Source organism: Pseudomonas sp. BAV 4579 (genome assembly GCF_009765395.1).
Lineage (GTDB): Bacteria > Pseudomonadota > Gammaproteobacteria > Pseudomonadales > Pseudomonadaceae > Chryseomonas > Chryseomonas aestiva.
The window spans coordinates 58,049-77,158 of record NZ_WHOV01000005.1 but is presented as its reverse complement, the minus strand read 5'-3'; the positions used below and the strand labels follow the sequence as shown (position 1 = coordinate 77,158).

Below are 19,110 nucleotides of genomic sequence, written 5' to 3'. Positions count from 1 at the left end.
TGAGAAGTAAGCCGAAGGGATGATAGCGGAGGGCTTCCGGCGCCTGTCAAACGACGCCGGGCCGACTGGAAATCCTCAACGCGGATATCAGAAGCAGGCCACAAAAAGCCCGCTAATTGACCATCCGCCAGGTCAGGGGGTAGCGGTAGTCGCGGCCCTGATTGGCCTTGATGCCGGCGATCACCGTCAGCACGAAGGCCACGCAGGCCACCAGCAGCATCAGCGGAAAACCGATCAGCACCCACACCAGCAGCCAGCAGATCATGTGCAGCAGGGTGACGGTGAGCTGGAAGTTCAGCGCCTCCTTGCCCTGACGGTCGATGAAGGGGTCGTCCTCGCGCTTGAACTGCCAAACCACCAGCGGACCTATCACGTTACCGATGAAGGGCACCACGAAACCCAGGAAGGCGGCGTAGTGGCAGAGCATGGCCCAGCGCCGGGCTTCGGCGCTGGGGGCGGGGACGAGATCGTGCATGAGGACTTCCTTACTCGCCGCGCAGGGCGGCTTGCTGGAGCTCGAACAGGTCACGCAGGCCACCCTGGGCCAGTTCGAGCATGGCGTTGAGTTCGGCCGGCTGGAAGGGCGCGCCTTCGGCGGTGCCCTGAACCTCGATGAAGCCACCGGCATCGGTCATGATCACGTTGAGATCGGTCTCGGCGGCGGAGTCTTCCAGATAATCCAGGTCGAGCACCGGGGTGCCCTGGTAGATGCCCACGGAGATGGCGGCCACCATCTGCTTGAGTGGATTGCCCTTGAGGCTGCCACGGCGCTTGAGTGCGCCCAGGGCGTCGACCAGGGCCACGCAGGCACCGGTCACCGAGGCGGTGCGGGTACCGCCGTCGGCCTGGATGACGTCGCAGTCGATGTAGATGGTGTTCTCGCCCAGCTTGGACAGGTCGACGGCAGCGCGCAGCGACCGACCGATCAGCCGCTGGATCTCCAGGGTCCGACCGCCCTGCTTGCCCTTGGCGGCTTCACGCTGATTCCGCTCGCCGGTCGCGCGCGGCAGCATGCCGTATTCGGCGGTGAGCCAGCCCTGGCCCTTGCCCTTGAGAAAGCGCGGCACCCCGGCCTCGACGCTGGCGGTGCAGATCACCTTGGTATCGCCGAACTCCACCAGAACCGAACCTTCGGCGTGCTTGGTGTACTGACGGGTGATGCGGATGGGGCGCAGCTGATCGGCGGCGCGGCCACTGGGACGCTTCATTGCGGGCTTCCTGTAAGGCGTAGATATCAGACCCATAGTATAGAGAGCGTCCGGCTCATGCGACACGGATGCATTGGGTCGCTCCGATCAGGTGCGCTAGAATCGTGCGTTTTACATGCGTGGTCGCTCGGGATCGCCCCAGATCCGCGCATCGTCAGACGAGGATCCTGCCATGGTGCACAGCATGACGGCGTTCGCCCGGGTCGAGCGGCCGGGGCCACAGGGCACCCTGAGCTGGGAGTTGCGCTCGGTCAATCACCGCTACCTGGAGCCCCACCTGCGGCTGCCGGAGACCTTTCGCGATCTGGAGTCCGGCGTGCGCGAGGCGCTGCGCCGACGCCTGTCGCGGGGCAAGCTGGAGTGCGTGCTGCGCGAAGAACGCGACGAGAGTGTGGCCCTGCGCATCGATGCCCGCCGGGCCGCGCAACTGGTGGCCGCTGCCGAAGACATCGCCGCGCTGATCGCGCGTCCGGCCAAGCTCGACCCCCTGGCCGTGCTGGCCTGGCCCGGGGTGCTGGCGGGCGCCGAGGTGGATGGCGCCGAACTCAAGGCCCAGACCCTGGCGCTGTTCGAGGCGGCGCTGGATGAATTGCTCGACGGCCGGCAGCGCGAGGGGCGCGAACTGGCGCGCCTGATCGAGGAGCGCCTGGCCCAGGTGCTGGCGGAGGTGGCGACGCTGCGCGCGCTGCTGCCCGAGCTGCTGGCCCTGCAGCGGCGCCGTATCCTCGAACGCTGCGCCGAGGCAGGCGTCGAGTTCGAACCGTCTAGGCTGGAGCAGGAGCTGGTACTGCTGGCGCAGAAGAGCGACGTGGCCGAGGAGCTGGATCGGCTGGAAACCCATGTGACCGAGGTGCGGCGGGTCCTGGCGGGCAGCGGCGCGGCCGGACGGCGGCTGGATTTCCTCATGCAGGAGCTCAATCGCGAGGCCAATACCCTGGGTTCCAAGGCCATCGACGCCCGTGCCTCCCAGGCGGCCATCAATCTCAAGGTGCTCATCGAACAGATGCGTGAGCAAGTGCAGAACATCGAATAGGCGGACCTTCATGACAGCCCTTCCCGGCACCCTCTACATCGTTTCCGCGCCCTCCGGCGCCGGCAAGACCAGCCTGGTCAAGGCCTTGCTGGACGCCCTGCCCGACATCCGCTTGTCGGTCTCCCACACCACCCGCGCCATGCGCCCGGGTGAAACCGACGGGGTGAACTACCACTTCGTCGATTGCGCGACCTTTACCAACCTGCTCGAGCACGGCGACTTCCTCGAACACGCCGAGGTGTTCGGCAACTATTACGGTACCTCCCAGGCTGCCCTGGAACGCGATCTCGCCGAAGGTCACGACCTGATCCTGGAAATCGACTGGCAGGGCGCCCAGCAGGTCCGCCGCAAGCTGCCCCACGCCCAGTCGATCTTCATCCTGCCGCCGAGCCAGGCCGCCCTGCGCCAGCGCCTGGACAATCGCGGCCAGGACAGCGCCGAAATCATCGAACGCCGCATGCGCGAGGCGGTGAGCGAGATGAGCCACTATGTCGAGTACGACTACCTGATCATCAACGACGATTTCGCCAGCGCCCTGGAAGACCTCAAGTCGATCTTCCGCACCCGCCAGCTGCGCCTGGATCGCCAGCAGCGCCGCCACGATGACCTGCTGGTGGATCTGCTGGGCTGATATCCGCATTACGGCTCGCGCTCTCAGGGCGTGGGCCTGGCTGCACCGGGTGGCTTCCGGACCGGGCATTCGACTGGTCCTCCAGCAATGAAATATCTGGTTACACTTTTCCTGGGCGCCGTCTCGGGCCGGCGATGGCTGTCGATGTTTTGGCAGTCGCGTTATTTATCTGGTTTTACACAAACAAAAGTGGCCACTCTTTAACGATCACTGGCTCTACTTGAATGTAAGGCCGCTTTTTATATGCCTATATAAAAAGATTAAAACAACAGCCTGCTACTTGTGGCTGATCTCTTTCGCTGGATCGCCAATCGTTGCTATTTGTTTAAAGAAACTTTGGCTAGGCTTTTTCTGGACGGCTAGCGAAGTTGCCCGTGTGCCGATGGCGGGCACCTGGATATCAAGGTCGTTGCTGCTAGCGGTTGTCTGGCTGCCTGAGCTCTGTCAGGAAAACAATTATCGGAGCTGACTTCGGTAAAAGGCTTCCTGCTGTCCGCGCAAGCCGCCGGAGCCGCGTGGTTGAGAGTTTCGCGGGAGCTTTCGATATTTCAATAGGACTTTCAGTTGTGACAAGACTGTCGTAATAGGAGCGTTCGACATGAACTTTAAACCTGTGGCCACGCTGATGTTGGCAACGCTGTTGGGTACTACCGCCCAGGCAGCAGAGTCTTTGAGTACGGGCCCTTACTTGCGGCTCAAAGTGCTGGGCAATACCGGATTCGTCCTCAATAGATTGAAGGCGGAAGACACCAAGATCGTCACGGGTGGTGAATACGACTATCTGGTGGTCGGGCCCAACGTGCAGGTCGACGGCAACGTCAAGAAGGAGATCAACAACGCCCTCGATCAAGGCAAGCGCGTGATCTTCGACAATCAGCCCGGTCAGCACCTGGCCAGTGAGAACGCGGCCCTGGCGCTGGGCATGACCGTCGAGGCGGATGCCCTGATGGTGAAGAAGCCGGAGAAGGACACTGGCCTGCTGATAACCCCCGTCGATCGGCCCGCGCGCGCCGATGCCCAGTCCGCGAGCAAGGCCCAGAGCAACAAGCAGGACCAGGCAAGCAACACCATCGAAAACGTCTTCGGACTTTGAGGGACCAAAGCCATGAACACCTTCGTGAAATCCACCCTGGTCGGGACGCTCGGCTTCATGCTTTCGACCGGTCTGGTGCAGGCTGGCGAGTGTTTCACCGACCACACCGAGCCCGTCATCCTGGGTGACGGTTCCCGGGCCTTTTCCACCCAGCAGGCGGCCAAGACCTGGGAGGACTGGATCTGGCGTGGACCGATCTTCCGCTGCTCGAGCACCGGGACCATCGACTGTACCTATACCTGGGGCGAGACCAAGACCTCCAGCTACGGCTGGTCGGTAGGGGTCAAGCTCAACGGGGAGAAGCTGCCCTTCATCGGCAAATACCTGAGCATCCTCGGCGTCGATGGCAGCTACAAGCAGGATCGCTCGATGAGTACCGCCTTCACCTGGGGCGTGAGGATAGAGCCGGGCTACAAGGCGCAACCCATTCAGGTGGTGGAGCGACGCTGGAAGAGCGGCAAGTTCCGCGGTGCCTGGGTACGGACCGGCAGTTGTTCACGAGGCATCTCCAATCCACCCGGGATGCACTGGTACGACTGGGATTCCAAGCGGGTGGTCAGCAGCTGGAGCGGCAGCGTGGAGGTGAGCAAATACGCCACCTACCACGTCTATCGCTAGATCCGCGTCCGCGACCAGCCGGATCGTGCCGGCCCGGCTGGTCAGGGATCAGAGCTTGATCCAGGTCGCCTTGAGCTCGGTGTACTTGTCGAAGGCGTGCAGGGACTTGTCGCGACCGTTGCCGGACTGCTTGAAGCCGCCGAAGGGCGCGGTCATGTCGCCGCCGTCGTACTGGTTGACCCAGACGCTGCCGGCGCGCAGGGCGCGGGCGGTCTTGTGGGCCTTGGAGATGTCGCGGGTCCAGACCGCGGCGGCCAGGCCGTATGGGGTGTCGTTGGCGATCTGCACGGCTTCCTCGGCGGTGTCGAAGGTGATCACCGAAAGCACCGGGCCGAAGATCTCCTCCCGGGCGATCTGCATGGCGTTGCTCACACCGTCGAAGATGGTCGGCTCGACATAGACCCCGCCGGTCTCTTCCAGGGTGCGCTTGCCACCGGCCACCAGGGTGGCGCCTTCGGCATGGCCGGCCTCGATGTAGCGCAGCACGGTTTCCAGCTGGGTGGTGTCCACCAGGGCGCCGACGTTGGTCTCGGGGTCCAGCGCATGGCCGGGCTTCCAGCCCTTGAGGGCCTCGACCACCAGCGGCAGGAATTCCTCCTTGATGGAGCGCTCCACCAGCAGGCGCGAACCGGCGGTGCAGACCTCGCCCTGGTTGAAGGCGATGCCGCTGGCGGCCGCCGCGGCGGCGTCCTTGAGATCGGGGGCATCGGCGAAGACGATGTTGGGACTCTTGCCGCCGGCTTCCAGCCAGACGCGCTTCATGTTGGATTCGCCGGAGTAGGCCAGCAGCTGCTTGGCGACCCGGGTGGAACCGGTGAAGACGATGGTGTCGACGTCCGCATGCAGGCCCAGGGCCTTGCCGACGCTGTGGCCGTAACCCGGCAGCACATTGAACACCCCGGCCGGGATGCCCGCCTGCTGGGCCAGCTGGGCGACGCGGATGGCGGTCAGCGGCGATTTCTCCGAGGGCTTGAGCACCACCGAATTGCCGGTGGCCAGCGCCGGGCCGAGTTTCCAGCAGGCCATCATCAGCGGGAAATTCCAGGGCACCACGGCGGCGACCACGCCGACCGGCTCGCGGGTGACCAGGCCGAGCTGGTCATGGGGCGTGGGGGCGACCTCGTCGTAGAGCTTGTCGATGGCCTCGGCGCTCCAGCGGATGGCATTGGCCGATGCCGGTACGTCGATCTTCAGGGAATCGCCGATGGGCTTGCCCATGTCCAGGGTTTCCAGCAGCGCCAGCTCTTCGGCATTGGCCAGCAGCAGGTCGGCGAAGCGGATCAGCACGCGCTTGCGCTGGGCCGGCGCCAGGTGCGCCCAGGTGCCCTTCTGGAAGGCGGCGCGGGCGGCGGCGACGGCCAGGTCGGCGTCGGCGGCGTCACAGCTGGCGACCTTGGCGAGGAAGCGTCCGTCCACCGGACTCAGGCAATCGAAGGTGGCGCCGGCGGCGGCGTCGACATAGGCGCCGTCGATGAAGGCGCGACCTTCCAGGGTGAGACCTTGGAAGCGCTGCTCCCACTCGGCGCGGCTGGGCAAGCTCATGGGTGACTCCTCGCTAATGGCGGTGAGCAGCCACCCTAAACCGGCCCGGGAGGGTTATCAATATATTTGACAGTTAGCCGCCAAGGGCGTCGAAACGTGCGTTTTATCGAACGCTGCGCTGGCGTTGGCGACTCAAGGTCAGGGCCGGGCGGGCCGTGGCCAGGGCGCCGCGCCGTTGCCGCGGCTGGAAGCACTGCTGGGTGAACGGCGCCTCGACGCTGGCGTCCAGGTCATCGAGCCAGCCTTCCACGGCATCTTCCAGGGCCGCCACGGTGAGCTGCCCCAGCACCTGGTGGGCGATGAGATTGCCCAGGCTGGGCGCCGTCGATTCGCCAGTGGCGCCCCACCAGGCGGCCAGGCGCTGCTGGAGGCCTTCGAGCAGACGGTGGAGACGATAGGCCGCGGCCAGCAGCGCCAGACTGGCGGAAGGCGCCTGGGCCAGGGCGGCCGGAGCGAAACCGGCCAGGGCGCGTTCGAGGACTCCGGCCAGGGGCGCCTCGAAGGCCACCGCCCGCGCCTGCAGCAGCAGGGCTTCGAGGGCATCGGGCACCTTGTCGACATAGGCGCTGGCGAAGCGCTCCAGGGCCGCGCCGCGGGTGGCATCGGCGCTGGTCGTACGCGCCGCCTGGTCGGCAAAGGTGCGGCTGGCCTCGCCACTGTCCCGAGCGCGCACCTGGGTGGTCTGGATCACGAGGCGCAAGGCGGCGGTATTCATGGCAGGGTCCTGCAGGGCTGAGCTGTGTTGGACGCCTCCCGGGTGGGCGGGTCACACCGTTCGTCCGGTGCCGGCGGCCGTCAGTGCCGGAGCATGAAGGTGTCGTATTCCAGGTCGTCCAGCACCCGGTCCAGGCGGTGCAGGCCGAGCAGCACGCAGCAGGCCAGGGAGACGGTGAAGCCGTAGCCGAAGAAACTCGGACCCAGTTCGATGCTGAGCAGGGTCAGCGCCAGGTTGAGGCCTAGAAACAGGGTGCAGAGCATCAGCACGGTGTCGCGCCGGTCCAGGTAGAAGAAGACGTTGAGCAGGGCCATGAACACCACCTGGATGCTCACGCCCACCACGTCGATGTAGAACAGCGGCAGGTAGTAGTGCGACATGCCGAGCCAGGCCAGCAGCTGCGGCGCCAGCAGGAACACCAGCACCAGGGTCAGGCCCTGGACCTTGCAGATCTCCAGCAGGCCCTGGCGGATGGCCAGGATCATCTGTTCCTTGAGCTGGCTGATGTGCTGCAGGGTCTCGCCGCCGCGCACGGCGTTGAACACCCGCTCGTACCATTCGGCGAAGTCGGTCTCGATGCGCACCAGGAACACCGCCATGCCGGGGATGATGGCGAGGTAGGCGAGAAAGATCGGCAGGTCATAGAGGATGGAGGCGCGCAGGGGACCGATGACGGCGTCGGAGGTCAGCGGATTGAACCAGAAGACGAATTTGTCGACCCAGATGCCCAGGTTGTAGAACAGCCCGGTGACCAGCAGGCTGAGGAAGATCTGCTTGCGGTCGAGGAAGTCGAAGGCCACCAGGCGATCGGCCGGGTACTCGCGGATGATGTCGTAGAGAAACATGAACAGCAGCGCGGCGTGGCCCAGCAGCAGCGCCATCAGCAGGCCGTTCATGCCGAGAAAGCGCAGCATGAAGGCGGCGGCGATCATGATGGCGTAGCCCAGGGTCATCACCACCAGGATGCGGTTGTAGGCCTTCATCCCCGACAGGAAGATGATCACCAGCCAGAGGTCGCAGAGGGTGACGAAGTTGGCCAGTACCAGCAGCCGGTAGGCGAAGGGCTGGTCGAACAGGGTCGCCAGCAACAGGAAGCCCAGGCCACCGGCGACCAGGGTCACCAGCAGCAGGATGCCCACCAGATTGGGCAGGATGCAGGTCTGCTTCTCCTCGAACAGCCGGTCCGAGACGAAGCGGGTGAAATACAGCTGCAGACCGCCGGTGAGGATCAGCGAGCTGGCCATGAGGTAGGTCACCGTGACCAGGAATTGCCGGATCAGCACGTTGGGGGTGACGATGCCGGTGGCCAGCACGCCGATCAGCATGACGCTGATGATCGACAGCACCCAGGGGCCCGAACTGATCAGGCCGGCGTAGACATAGGCGCGCAGGGTGGCGGTGTAGGAGTCGCGCGCGAGGATCTTGCGCAGTTCGAAGCCGATGCCGGCCATGTCAGAGACTCCTCCCGATGGCGTCCTGGTAGAGCTCGCGATAGCGTTCCAGCATCAGCGGCTCGGTGTAGTAGCGATTGACCCGGGCGAGGCCAGTGCGCTGCGCGGCCTGCCAGCGCCCCGGATTGCGCAGCAGGGCGAGGATGGCGCGGGCGGTGGCCTGGGGATCGGCGATGGCGACCACGCTGCCACCGGTGCCCAGGGCGCGGTCCTCGGGGGTGGAGCCCTCGATCAGCTCGCGGCAGGAGCCGACGTCGCTGCTCACCACCGGCACGCCGGCGGCCCAGCCTTCGAGGATCACCAGCGGCTGGGCCTCGCTGATGGAGGTCAGCACCATGAGGCCGAGCTTGGGCAGGATGTCGCCGATCTTCTGGAAACCGAGGAATTTCACCTTGCCCTCCAGGCCCAGGCTGGTGACCAGGCTGTGGCATTCGGCGGCGTATTCCTCGTCTTCGTCTTCCGGACCGACCACCCAGGCCTCGGCCTCGGGCATGGCGCTGATCACCCCGCGCATGGCGCGGATAAAGGTCTTGACGTCCTTGATCGGCACCACCCGGCCGAGCAGCCCGACCACCGGCGGCACGCCCTCGGGGCGACGCTCCAGGGCGTCCTGCCACTGGGTGAGACTGATGCCGTTGGGAATCACCCGGCAGCGTGTGGGATCGGCGCCGTCCTGGATCTGCCGGCGGCGGTTGCCGTCATAGAGCGAGATGATCGGATCGGCGGCCTTGTAGGTGAGCAGGCCGATGCGCTCGAAGAAGCGGATCCACAGCCGGCGGATGTAGCTGACGTCCACGTCCAGCCCGGTGCGCAGGGCCTCGTCCGGGCCTTCGGCGATCCACTTGGCCTGGGCCAGGTCGATCTTGCGCTCCTTGGTGTAGATGCCGTGTTCGCTGAGCAGGAAGTTGCAGCCCCAGCGCCGTTGCAGGATGGCGCCGAGCATGCCGGCATAGCCGGTGGAGATGGAATGGATCATCCGCGGCCGTGGCAGCCGCCGCGCGGCCTCGGCCAGCATCAGCAGCGGCGCCTGCATGGCGCGCAGGGTCCAGAGGTAGTCGACGAAGGATGGATCGGTGCAATAGCGCTCGTAGCCCTCGGTGATGGCTTCCCAGCTGGCGCGGCTGTACATGAAGTCGTCCAGGGTCACGCTGCCCTGGGCGAAGGCGTCCACCAGGGCGTCGCCCTGGGCGGCGCTGGGTTCGTCGGGGTGGTGCAGGAAGGCGTGCAGATCGCGCAGCAGCTGCACCGGCGCCTGGCGCCGCGGACTGATGGGCGCGCCCTTGGGCACCCAGGAGCCGGCGAGAAAGTGCTCCTCGATGTGCACCACGTTGGGCGGGATGGCGTAGTGGCGCTTCTCGTAGTTCTCGCGCTGACCCCCGATGAAGAATACCGAGAAGGTCAGCTCCGGCAGGCCGAGGATCAGCTGGTTGACCCAGCTCGACACCCCGCCGCGCACATAGGGCCAGGTGCCCTCCAGAAGCAGGCAGACATCGGGCGTCACGGTCGCGGCGGGGGCGTCTTTCATAACCAGTACTTCACCAGGGCGGCAAACGGCGGCCGCTTCTTCAGATCCGCCGGCAGGCTGTTGAGCAGCGCCGGGATGACCGCGTAATCGCGGCGCAGAAAGGCGATTTCGGCGCGGAAGGGCGCCAGCTGGGCCAGGGGCACGCCCGCCGCCTCGGCGGCCTGGAAGAACTCCAGGGCCCGCTCCGGCTCGCCCTGCTCCAGGGCGATGCGCCCGGCGAGGATGCGCAGCTCTTCGTTTTCTTCACCGGCCAGGGCCAGTTCGATATGTTCCCGCGCCTGGCCGAGCACGTGGCGCAGGACACTGCCCTGGGCCAGGCCCAGATAGGCCAGCTCCCAGTAGCCGCGGGCCAGGGTACCGTGCAGCGCCGGCTGGCGTTCCGCGGGCGTGCTGGCCAGTTCGCCGAGCTGGGTCTCGATGCGCTGGTTGATCTGGCTTTCCTGCTGGTCGAGCATCGAATAGGCGAGCAGGCGCACGTCGTCGGCCGGATCGCGCAGGGCCAGCTTGAGGATGGGAATGGCGTCGCGCCCGGGCATGCGGCGGGTGGCGAAGAGGGCGGTCAGGCGCTTGTCGGTGCTGGGTGCATGGCGCAGCACGTCCTGCAGGCCGCCATCGCTGAACAGCATCTCCTCGCGACGCTCCAGCGGGCGGAACGGCAGATTGGGCACGCTGCGCGCTTCCCAGGCGATCTCGCGGCGCTTGCGCGGCAGACAGAGCGCCGGAAAGACCGCGGCGATCACCCCGGCCGCGCCCACCAGCGGAATGAAGAAGGCCAGGGCAAAGAGAAACAGCGGACTCCAGGGCAGCGGGCGCTGATAGCGCCTGGGCAGCAACAGCCAGACGCCACCCGCCAGCAGGGCACTGCCGGCGGCATGGGCGGTGACGAAGGCCAGGGCCGCCGCCGCCACCGGCAGGTTGGCGAACAGCAGCGCCCAGCTGCTGGCCTCGAAGGCGAAGGCGCCGCTAAACAGCCACTTGCTGTTCATGCAGACCACACTCGTTGAACAGGAAGACGCGCAGCTCCTGGGCGCGGGTCTTGGGCAGCAGCTCGTGTTCATGACTGCGCACGCCCAGGCTTTCCAGGGTGCTGTCCTGGCCATGGCGCTCGGCCAGCAGCTGGCGCAGCCGGCGGCGGTAGCCTTCCAGGCCATCGGAAGAGGTCAGCGGCAGGAGCACCAGCAGGCAGGGGTGGCCCGCCTGGTTGGTCAGGCGCAGTTGCAGGTCGAGGCCGCGGCGACTGCCTTCCAGCAGCGCCAGGGCGCGCTCGCCACCGTCGGCCTCGGTCATCTCGAAGCAGAACAGACAGGCGGGCAGGGCGTGCTGCTGGGCATCGCGCAGCGAACGCTTGAGGTGCTGGGAGAATTGCTGGGCGTCGTCGTCGGCCAGGGTCAGCGCCTGGTGATCGCTGCCGAGCAGATCGGCGATGTGGCCGGCGAGGATGGTCAGCAGATGGAGGGTGCGTTCGTTGAAGGAAAAGAACGGCATCTGTTCGATGGCCAGCACCGCCAGCAGCCGCTCCTCGGTGTCCAGCAGGGGCACGCAGGCCTGCAATGCCGAATGCTGGGTCTCGCCGCGCTCCAGCAGCGCCTGGCGGATGCTCAGGGTCTCGCCGCGCTCCAGGGTCAGGCGCACCAGCAGGTCGTCGGGATCGATGCCGGGCATCTCGCCCTGGCTGGCGAGGGCACGACGATCCACCCGGCCATTGCCGTCGACCCGGTACAGCCCCGCCACCCGCAGCGAGCCGTACTGGGTTAGCAGGCCGACGATGGATTCGGCCAGGGCCTGCAGGGCATCCTGCTCGCGGGGCACCTCGCGCAGCTGGCGGCGCAGATCCAGCAGGGAGCTGCGCAGGCTGAGGTCGTTGCCGGCGACGCGCTGTTCCAGACGGTCGTGGGAGATGCGCAGCAGGTGGTGGGCGCGGGTGAATTCGTCCAGGCGCAGCTGGCGATAGTCGTTGGCCAGGTCCAGGCGTTCCAGGCGGCGATTCCAGAGATCGCGGAATTCACCCACCAGCATGGCGCTGAGCAGCACGCCGACGATAAAGGACGGCGGGATCTCCTCGTAGGCCGGATAGCCCTGGCGGTGTAGATAGAGCAGCGCCACCACCAGCAGGCTGGCGCTCACCAGGCCGCGCATGAAGCCATAGCGCACGCCCATCAGGATGGGCGCGAAGACCACCCAGGGAAAGGCCAGGCCGACCATCAGCGGGTCTTCCGGCACCAGCCAGAATCCCAGTCCCAGGGCGGCCGCCGTGACCAGCAGGGTTTCCAGCCAGGACAGGCGGCCACTGGCGCGGGGCGCCAGGGTGTAGTCCTTGTGGACGGATTGCAGGGCCATCAGCGCAACTGCAGTTCTTGCGCGGTACCGCGCAGGACCTTCTGCGCGGTGGCCGCCAGGCTCTCGCGGGACCAGCCGGAGCGGGCGCCGCTGTTGCTCCAGACCACCCGGCCGCTGGCCGGGTCGATCACCTGCAGGGTCACGCCCACCGCCGGTTCGCCGTCCAGGCCGTTCTTGTACTGCCACTCGTCGACGCTACCGGTGAGCACGTACTGCAGATTCTGCTGCCGCGCCCAGTCCAGGGCCGCGCGCTGGCGGGCCTTCTCGTCGTCGCTGGGATTGCTGCCCTGGCTGTCGTCGTAGACCTGCGGACGGATGCCGCGCTCGCCGAGCACGCTGACCAGGATCTGCGCGGCGCGGTCGCCGGCCATGGGCGCCTGGGCATAGTTGGCCAGGGGCACCAGGCCCCAGCGTGCATCCTTGGGCAGGGCCTCGCCGCTGGGACGGGTAAAGCTCGAGCAGCCGGCCAGGAGCACGGTGGCGACACTGGCGACGAGCAGACGCGTGATGTTCATGAGGTCTCTCCCTTGAAGCGGCCTAGCGACCGATTCGATTGCTGTATTGAATGCCCAGGGTGCTGCCGGCCTGACCGCCACTGCCCTGGGGCGCGGACTGGTAGCCGGCGGTGAACGCCAGTTCGTCGTCGCCGAGCACTACCATGCCCAGGCCGACATTCAAACCGTAGTTGAATTCGCGCTCGGTCCACTGCCAGCCGACCAGGGTGTCCACCAGCCAGCTGTACTGGGGGTGGGTGCGGTTGAGCGAACCGGGAATGCCGCGGCGCCAGCTGCTGCCGACATAGAGCTGGCCATAGCGATCCTGCAACAGCTGGGTGCCGCCCAGGGCCTCCAGGTCGGCCACGGTGACCTCGCCGTTCTCGCCACTGCCGGCCAGCGGCTGCAGGTAGCGGGTGACGCTGGCGGGCAGGGTGCTGCGCGCACTGTTCTGCTGGTAGGTGATGCCGCTGCGCACCTGCCAGGTGGGACCTTCGAAGAAGATCATGTGGCTCAGCTCCAGGTTGAAGGCGAAGCCGCTGCCCAGGGCATCGCCGTCCCGACTGGAATAGCGATTGTGCGCCGCCCGCCAGCTCAGCTGGTCGCGTGGCGTGAGGTTGTGGCGACCGGCCAGGCTGACGCTGTCGCGGCGGCCCAGGGCGCGCAGATAGCCGCTCTCGTCGGGTTGCCGGTGCCAGTCCAGGGCCGCCTCGATCTCGGTGTTGCCATCGAGGCGCCAGGTGCGGGCGACGCCCAGGCCCAGGCGATTGCTGTCCGACCGCTGGCTGGCGTCGACGGTGGTTTCCAGACCGCCGTCGGCCAGGTTCTTCAGCACCTTGAGCAGCATCTGGTGTTCGTTGCCCAGGGCATCGGACTTGAGGCCGCTGCTCTCCACGCGATTCTGCTTGAGCTGGACATCGGCATAGACGTCATCGCTGAGTCGCCGGGCGGCGCGCACCTCGCTGCCCTGTTCGACCAGGCCGCCATAGTCGCGGCGCTCCCAGCCGGCCTGGACGCCATTGGGCGTGCGCTCGGCCTGCTCGGTGGCCTGGCGCAGCAGCTGGCGCTGGATGACCTCCGGTGGCTCGTCGCCCGCCGCCGTCAGGGCCGCGGCCTGGGCGTCGCCGGCATGGCCGAGGCGCTGCAGCACCTCGACGCGCTGCGCCGGATCCAGATCGCCGGCCGCCAGCAACTTCTCCAGCTCGCCGCGATTCTGCCGGCGCAGGACCTCCTGCAACTGCTCGTACTGGCGCACCTTCAGGCCACGACTCTTGGCCCAGGCCAGCCATTCGCTCTTGAGGCCGTCGTCGTTGTTCTGGCTGAGGGCGTCGAGCCACTGGTCGAACCAGAGTTGCAGCATGCTCGGCGAGCCATCCTGCCAGGCGCGCGCCTGGGCCAGCGCCGCCTGGGGGCCGCGCAGGCTGGCGAGCAGGCGCAGGTAGGTGGCATAGCGCTCGGGGGTGGCGGGCACCTCGTCGTTGGCCAGGTGCGGCGTGACCGCCTTGCGCAGTCGCAGCGCCGCGTCCTGGTGACCGGCGGCGTCCAGGGCATCGGCGTAGGCGGCCTGCACCAGCCAGTCCTGGGGGTGGGCGTCCAGGTAGCGGCGATACCAGCCGAGCGCCTCTTCCGCCTGGCCCAGCAGCACCAGGCCGCTGCCGAAGGGTAGCCAGAGCACGTCGCTGTCGCGGGCCCGGCCCTTCCAGTCGCGCAGCAGCGTCGCCAGCTCGGTCTGGCGATTCTGATCGATGAGCAGCCACAGCAGTCGCTCGCGGAAGCGGTCGTCGTCCGGGAAGCGCTGCAAGGCCTGGCGATAGCCTGCTTCGGCCTGGGCGACGCGGCCACGCTGGAAGTCCAGCCCCGAGCGCGCCAGCCAGACCGTGGGATTGTCGGCCGAGGCCGGCACGCGCGCGGCACTGGCCAGCAGCCGCTCCAGCGCCGCCGTGTCCTTGAGTTGCTCGGCCCATTGCAGGGCCTGGGTCAGATGGTTCTGGTCCTGATGCTTTTCCCAGCTCTTTTCCAGCAGGGCCAGGGCCTTGCGCGGCGCGGTGCGCAGATAGATCGCCAGCAGCCGGTCCTCGTCGTTGGCGGCCAGGCCCTTGTCGCTCGCGGCCAGGCGTTCGAAGGCCAGCTGGGCCTCGCCATCGCGCTCCAGTTCCCAGGCCAGCTCCGCCCGCAGGCGCCAGTAGTCGTCGCCCTGCCGCTGCTTGGCCGGCATACCCTCGAGCACCTTCCAGGCCTCTTCGGGCTTGAACAGCTCCCAGAGGGTGCCGGCCCAGCTCAGATACTCGGCGTTGGTCAGCGGGAATCTCTTGCCGAACGCTGCCCAGCCGGCGGCTTCGGCATCGCCCTGCTCGGTACGGGCCAGCAGTTGCTGCAGCCGCTCCCAGGCTAGGCGCTGCCTGGGCTGACGCCTGAGGTAGTCGCGCAGCCAGCGCTCCTCGGCGGCGGGATCGCCCAGGGACTCGTAGGCGAAGATCAGCGCATCCAGTTCGGTCTTGTCCAGCTGACGCTGCCGCGACGCCTCAGCCAGCAACTCGACCACGGCATCGAAGCGAAATGCCCGGGCGGCCAGCTTCCAGGCGTGATCGCGGCGGGCCGGATCGTCCTGGCGGGCCAGCAGGCGCAACCAGAGGTCGAGGGCTTCGTCCATATGCCCGGTCCATTCGCCCAGCTGGGCCAGTTCCGCGAGCAATTTCTCATCGTCCGGGCGCAGGGCCAGCAGCTGATGACCTTCCTCCCAGGCCCGTGCGGTGTCGCCGCGGCCCAGGGCCAGTCGGTAGGCAGCCTCCAGGGCGGCGGGATCGTCCGGTTGCCACTCGCGCCAGCGATCGATCAGCCGCTGGGCCAGATCCAGGCGCCCGCTGCCCTGGGCGGCGGCCACCCCGGCCTGCAGCCAGGCCAGACCGCTGACATCGGCTTGCAGCCGCGGCAATTCCTGCTCCACCAGGGCGGCGGCTTCGGCGCCCTGGCCGGCGGCGAGCCAGGCATCAAAGGCCTGGTGCCGGTAGCCCTGGCGCTGTTCGGCGGAATCGGCGAGATCGGCCAGGCGCAGATAGAGACGCGCGGCCTCCTGTTGACGGCCACCGGCCAGACTCCAGCGCGCCGCCTGTTCCAGCCACTGCTGGCGCCGCGGCGGATCACGCCGGGCCAATTCGACGTAACGCTGCGCCGCCGTGGCCGGATCCGCCAGTTGCAGGGCGCGCTCGGCCACCCGTTGCAGCTGGGGCGTGCTCAGGGTCGCCACGTCCAGGGCGCTCAGCCGTTGCGCCAGGCGTTCGCGATCGGCGTCGGCCAGGCCTTGCGGCTGGGCTTCCGCCTGCAGGATGTCCATTTCCAGGGCGTAGAAGGGCGTCGAGGCCAGGGGCTCGGGCAGCAGTTGCAACTGCCGCCGCGCCTCGTCGATGCGCCCCAGGGCGATCAGCTGGTCGATCAGCTTCATGCGCAGCCCGGTATCGTCCGGCGTCGCCTTGAGCAGCACCTGGGCGTAGCTGATGGAGACCTGGTCGGCCGGCTCCTCGCCGGGCAGGAAGACCTGCTTGCCGTGAAAGGTCAGTACCAGCACCAGCACCAGCGCGGTGAGGAGCGCGACCCCCAGCAGTGTCCAACCGCTCAGGAGCCGGGTTTTCTTAGCCGCAGACGATCTCACCGTCACTCACTCGTGTTAGCGGAAGTTTGAACGTCAGCAGTCCGGCCTGTCCTGACTGGCCCTTGTAGCGCTCGCGACCGACCCGCACCTCGCAGGCCGAAGGCGCGCGCAGCGTCAGCTCCAGCGGAAATTGCCCGGCGAAGGCGAAGCGGATCCGCGTCGGCGACAGGTAGTCCCATTGCTGCAGCGGGATGTTGGCCTCTTCGAGGGCGGGGGTGGGATCGCGGCTGTCGCGCAGGACCAGCCGCGCCTGATCGCCGGCCAGGTGGACATAGCGTCCCTGCGGCAGGTCGCGGACCCCGGCGATGCCCTTCGAGCGCTGCAGATCCGGCCAGCCCAGGCGCGGATCCAGGCGCAGGGTGCGCAGACCGGCGAGGGCCTTGATCGACCAGCTGCCGTCGTCTTCCCGGGCCAGACTGGCGGTATAAAAGCCCCGCAGGCGACTCAGGTAGTCGCTCATCCACAGCGACAGCGGATGCTCGGCGGCCATGCCCTGGTAGATCTCTTCCATGACCTTGAGCGAAGCCTGCTTGGTGCCCGAGTAGAAGTGGTAGTAGAGATTCAGCCCGCGCAGCCGGCGGGGATGCTCGGTGCGCTCGAAGGTATAGAGCAGATCGCGAAAGCCGTAATAGGGACCGCGCCAGAGATTGGTGTAGACGTTCTCGTTGATGATGGGCGCATAGAACTGCAGACCGCCCGGGGTGGGGCGGATGAAGGGATACAGACCGCTCACCGAGGGCTGCGAGCGGGTGATGTGCGAGTTGCCGCCGTTCACGTTGAGCAGGCCGTTGTCGTAGGCGAGCTTGAGGGTCGCCGCATCGGGTTGAGCGTCACCGGACCAGAACACCATCTTCACCGGTTTCTGCGGGGTGGTCAGGCGTTCATTGATATAGCGCGTCGAGCCCACGATCTCCCGGGTGAAATCCACCTTGTCATAGCCGGGAATCTGCATCATGTAGCCGTACTGGGCTTCGAAGTTCTCGCTCTGCTCGGCCACCGCCGGCTGCCAGAAGAACGGATGGCTGAAGGTGTGGGTGGCCACCTCCACCTTGGGATCGGCGAACAGGCGGCGGGCGATGGGCTCCAGTTGCGCGGTCAGCTCCGGATAGCGGCCCTTGGAACCGACCTCGCCTTCGATGATCGAGGCCGAGGTCAGAAAGGGGTGCGGCTGGATGAACCGCTCCAGCACCACCTGGCCGGAAAAGGGCGCGCCCGGGATCTCCGCCTTGGACGCGAAGGCGTCGCCGTCGATGTGCACGGTGGCGATGCGCCGGCCGTTCTCCGTGGTCGGATCGGGCACCGGCAGGGGCGGCAATTGCAGCGTCTTCGCGGTGAAGGTGAAGGGGTCGATGATCCAGCGACTGGCTTCGGGACCGTCTTCCATGACATAGGGGCCGAAGGCGAAGCCGCCCCAGGAGGCTACGCCCATGGGCACGAAGGTCCCGTCCGGACCGCTCAGGCTGACCACCGGTGTCGGCCCGCCGGGTAGCGTCTGCACGGCGGGCAGGTCACGCGTCCGCAACTTGACCGGTGCCTCGAAGTTGCCGGCGAGGGCAGGGTCCAGCACCTTGAGGGTCAGGTTGTCGGGCAGCGGTTTGCGACTGACGCCCAGACCCAGCCGCTTGAGCAGGGCTTCGTTGTCCAGCGGCAGACCGCCGAGGATCAGCAATGGCGTCCTTTCGTCCAGGCGCTGGCCGATCCAGTCGCTGAAGTCCCGCGAATCGGGTGGCGGGCCACTGGTCATCCAGACCACCACCCCGGCATAGAGGGCGCTGGGCCAGGCCGCGGGCAGCGGCTTGGAGGCATCGAAATAGTCCAGGCGATAGCCCTGGTACTCCAGGGCGCTGCCCAGGAAACGGTGCACCGCCGACTGGCGCAGGGCGCCTTCGCGACCATCGTAGAGCAGCGCCAACCGACGTGGCTGCAGGGCCACCGAGCTGATGCCCAGGGTGTTGAGATCCGGGGTGGTGATATAGGGCACGTAGCCTTCGTCGCGCAGCCGCTTGGCCAGGCGCCGGGCTTCGTCGCGCTGCTCCGGCGGCAGGTACTCGATGGCGATGACCGGGATGTCGGCACTGCGCGCCGCCTCGATCCGCGGCTTCAGCCAGGCGCGGTCCTGCTCGCTGACCGGGCGATAGGTCTTCTTGCCGGCATCCCAGCCGGCATAGATGGATTCGACCGCCATGGCGGCGGCGACCCCGGGCAATTCGGGTTGCACCTCGAAGCCGCGATTGAAGAACAGCTTGAGCGACGGCTGGCGGCGGTGCAGATCGGCCAGCAGGCTCTTGAGCGCCAGGCGCTGGCTTTCCCGCTGGTCTGCGGCCACCAGCTGGAAACTGTCGAGGGTATCGAGGAACAGCCCGGTGTAACCGGCCTTGGCCAGTTGGGCGGCGCGTTCGAGCAGATGGGCTCGCCAGACCGGCGACGCCAGGTTCATCACCTGGCTGCCCCAGGCCTTGTTGGCCACCGGGCTGGCACCGGCACTGAGGCCGGCCTTTTCCAGGGCCGCCGCATCGCCGGCGAATTCGCCAATGGACAGATAGGCGAAGGGTTGGGCTCCGGCTTCGTGAAGGGCGCGGACATCGGCGGCGCTGGCATGACCGGGTTCGAGCACCACCCAGTCGAATTGCGCGAGTTCGGCTACCGGCGGTTTTTCCGCGTACCAGAACGCCACGCTGGCGGGCGCCGCCAGGGCCGTCCCCAGGAGCGACAGATAGCCCAGCAGCCCTACCGTCAGCCTGCGCCACCAACCGAAGCGGGACCTTGCTCTTGTTGCCTTGCCTGACGCCACACCCAGTCCTTAAACGTGCCCAACTT

Annotated in this window: 15 protein-coding genes; 4 read left to right on the top strand and 11 right to left on the bottom strand. The window is 67.1% G+C overall.

Annotated features, from left to right (window positions below):
* Positions 1 to 112: 112 nt before the first annotated feature.
* Both GSQ95_RS02375 and rph read right to left on the bottom strand, forming a co-directional pair.
* Positions 113 to 475, bottom strand: coding sequence for a DUF4870 domain-containing protein (locus GSQ95_RS02375; protein WP_017639343.1), 363 nt, complete (start codon positions 473 to 475; stop codon positions 113 to 115).
* Between the two features lie 10 nt (positions 476 to 485).
* Complete coding sequence (gene rph / locus GSQ95_RS02370) at positions 486 to 1,208, bottom strand: ribonuclease PH (protein ID WP_158889688.1); 723 nt, start codon at positions 1,206 to 1,208, stop codon at positions 486 to 488.
* Between the two features lie 172 nt (positions 1,209 to 1,380).
* Here rph and GSQ95_RS02365 point away from each other — a divergent pair, with 172 nt between their 5' ends.
* The 4 genes from GSQ95_RS02365 (at position 1,381) to GSQ95_RS02350 (ending at position 4,583) form a co-directional block, all read left to right on the top strand.
* Positions 1,381 to 2,241 carry a YicC/YloC family endoribonuclease gene (locus GSQ95_RS02365; protein ID WP_158889690.1) on the top strand — a complete coding sequence of 287 codons (861 nt, stop codon included), beginning with the start codon at positions 1,381 to 1,383 and terminating at the stop codon, positions 2,239 to 2,241.
* 10 nt (positions 2,242 to 2,251) lie between these two features.
* A complete protein-coding gene (gene gmk, locus GSQ95_RS02360) occupies positions 2,252 to 2,872 on the top strand; it encodes a guanylate kinase (RefSeq protein WP_133860406.1) in 621 nt (206 codons plus the stop codon).
* A 598-nt stretch (positions 2,873 to 3,470) separates the two neighbouring features.
* Positions 3,471 to 3,965, top strand: a complete 495-nt coding sequence (locus tag GSQ95_RS02355) for a hypothetical protein (protein WP_158889692.1) — start codon at positions 3,471 to 3,473, stop codon at positions 3,963 to 3,965.
* Between the two features lie 12 nt (positions 3,966 to 3,977).
* A complete protein-coding gene (locus GSQ95_RS02350) occupies positions 3,978 to 4,583 on the top strand; it encodes a hypothetical protein (RefSeq protein ID WP_158889694.1) in 606 nt (201 codons plus the stop codon).
* A gap of 48 nt (positions 4,584 to 4,631) precedes the next feature.
* Here GSQ95_RS02350 and GSQ95_RS02345 read toward each other — a convergent pair whose 3' ends face one another.
* From GSQ95_RS02345 to GSQ95_RS02305, 9 genes are all read right to left on the bottom strand, one after another.
* The gene (locus GSQ95_RS02345; RefSeq protein WP_158889696.1) at positions 4,632 to 6,125 is read right to left on the bottom strand and encodes an aldehyde dehydrogenase; all 1,494 of its coding nucleotides are present in this window, start codon (positions 6,123 to 6,125) and stop codon (positions 4,632 to 4,634) included.
* A gap of 103 nt (positions 6,126 to 6,228) precedes the next feature.
* Entirely contained in the window at positions 6,229 to 6,840 is a 612-nt protein-coding gene (locus GSQ95_RS02340; protein ID WP_133860411.1) for a hypothetical protein, read from the bottom strand.
* Between the two features lie 80 nt (positions 6,841 to 6,920).
* On the bottom strand, positions 6,921 to 8,291 hold the full coding sequence (gene pelG / locus GSQ95_RS02335) for an exopolysaccharide Pel transporter PelG (RefSeq protein ID WP_158889698.1): 1,371 nt from the start codon (positions 8,289 to 8,291) through the stop codon (positions 6,921 to 6,923).
* Position 8,292: 1 nt separating this feature from the next.
* Positions 8,293 to 9,816 carry a GT4 family glycosyltransferase PelF gene (pelF, locus tag GSQ95_RS02330; protein WP_158889700.1) on the bottom strand — a complete coding sequence of 508 codons (1,524 nt, stop codon included), beginning with the start codon at positions 9,814 to 9,816 and terminating at the stop codon, positions 8,293 to 8,295.
* Complete coding sequence (locus GSQ95_RS02325; RefSeq protein WP_158889702.1) at positions 9,813 to 10,802, bottom strand: HEAT repeat domain-containing protein; 990 nt, start codon at positions 10,800 to 10,802, stop codon at positions 9,813 to 9,815. The genes pelF and GSQ95_RS02325 overlap by 4 nt, the downstream gene beginning before the upstream one ends.
* Positions 10,780 to 12,153 carry a PelD GGDEF domain-containing protein gene (locus GSQ95_RS02320; protein ID WP_158889704.1) on the bottom strand — a complete coding sequence of 458 codons (1,374 nt, stop codon included), beginning with the start codon at positions 12,151 to 12,153 and terminating at the stop codon, positions 10,780 to 10,782. The genes GSQ95_RS02325 and GSQ95_RS02320 overlap by 23 nt, the downstream gene beginning before the upstream one ends.
* Positions 12,153 to 12,668, bottom strand: coding sequence for a penicillin-binding protein activator LpoB (locus GSQ95_RS02315; RefSeq protein WP_158889706.1), 516 nt, complete (start codon positions 12,666 to 12,668; stop codon positions 12,153 to 12,155). The genes GSQ95_RS02320 and GSQ95_RS02315 overlap by 1 nt, the downstream gene beginning before the upstream one ends.
* Before the next feature lie 22 nt (positions 12,669 to 12,690).
* Positions 12,691 to 16,293: a tetratricopeptide repeat protein gene (locus GSQ95_RS02310; RefSeq protein WP_178118357.1), complete on the bottom strand. Its 3,603-nt coding sequence runs from the start codon at positions 16,291 to 16,293 to the stop codon at positions 12,691 to 12,693.
* A complete protein-coding gene (locus GSQ95_RS02305; RefSeq protein WP_256664457.1) occupies positions 16,274 to 19,030 on the bottom strand; it encodes a bifunctional glycoside hydrolase 114/ polysaccharide deacetylase family protein in 2,757 nt (918 codons plus the stop codon). The genes GSQ95_RS02310 and GSQ95_RS02305 overlap by 20 nt, the downstream gene beginning before the upstream one ends.
* Between the last annotated feature and the right edge of the window lie 80 nt (positions 19,031 to 19,110).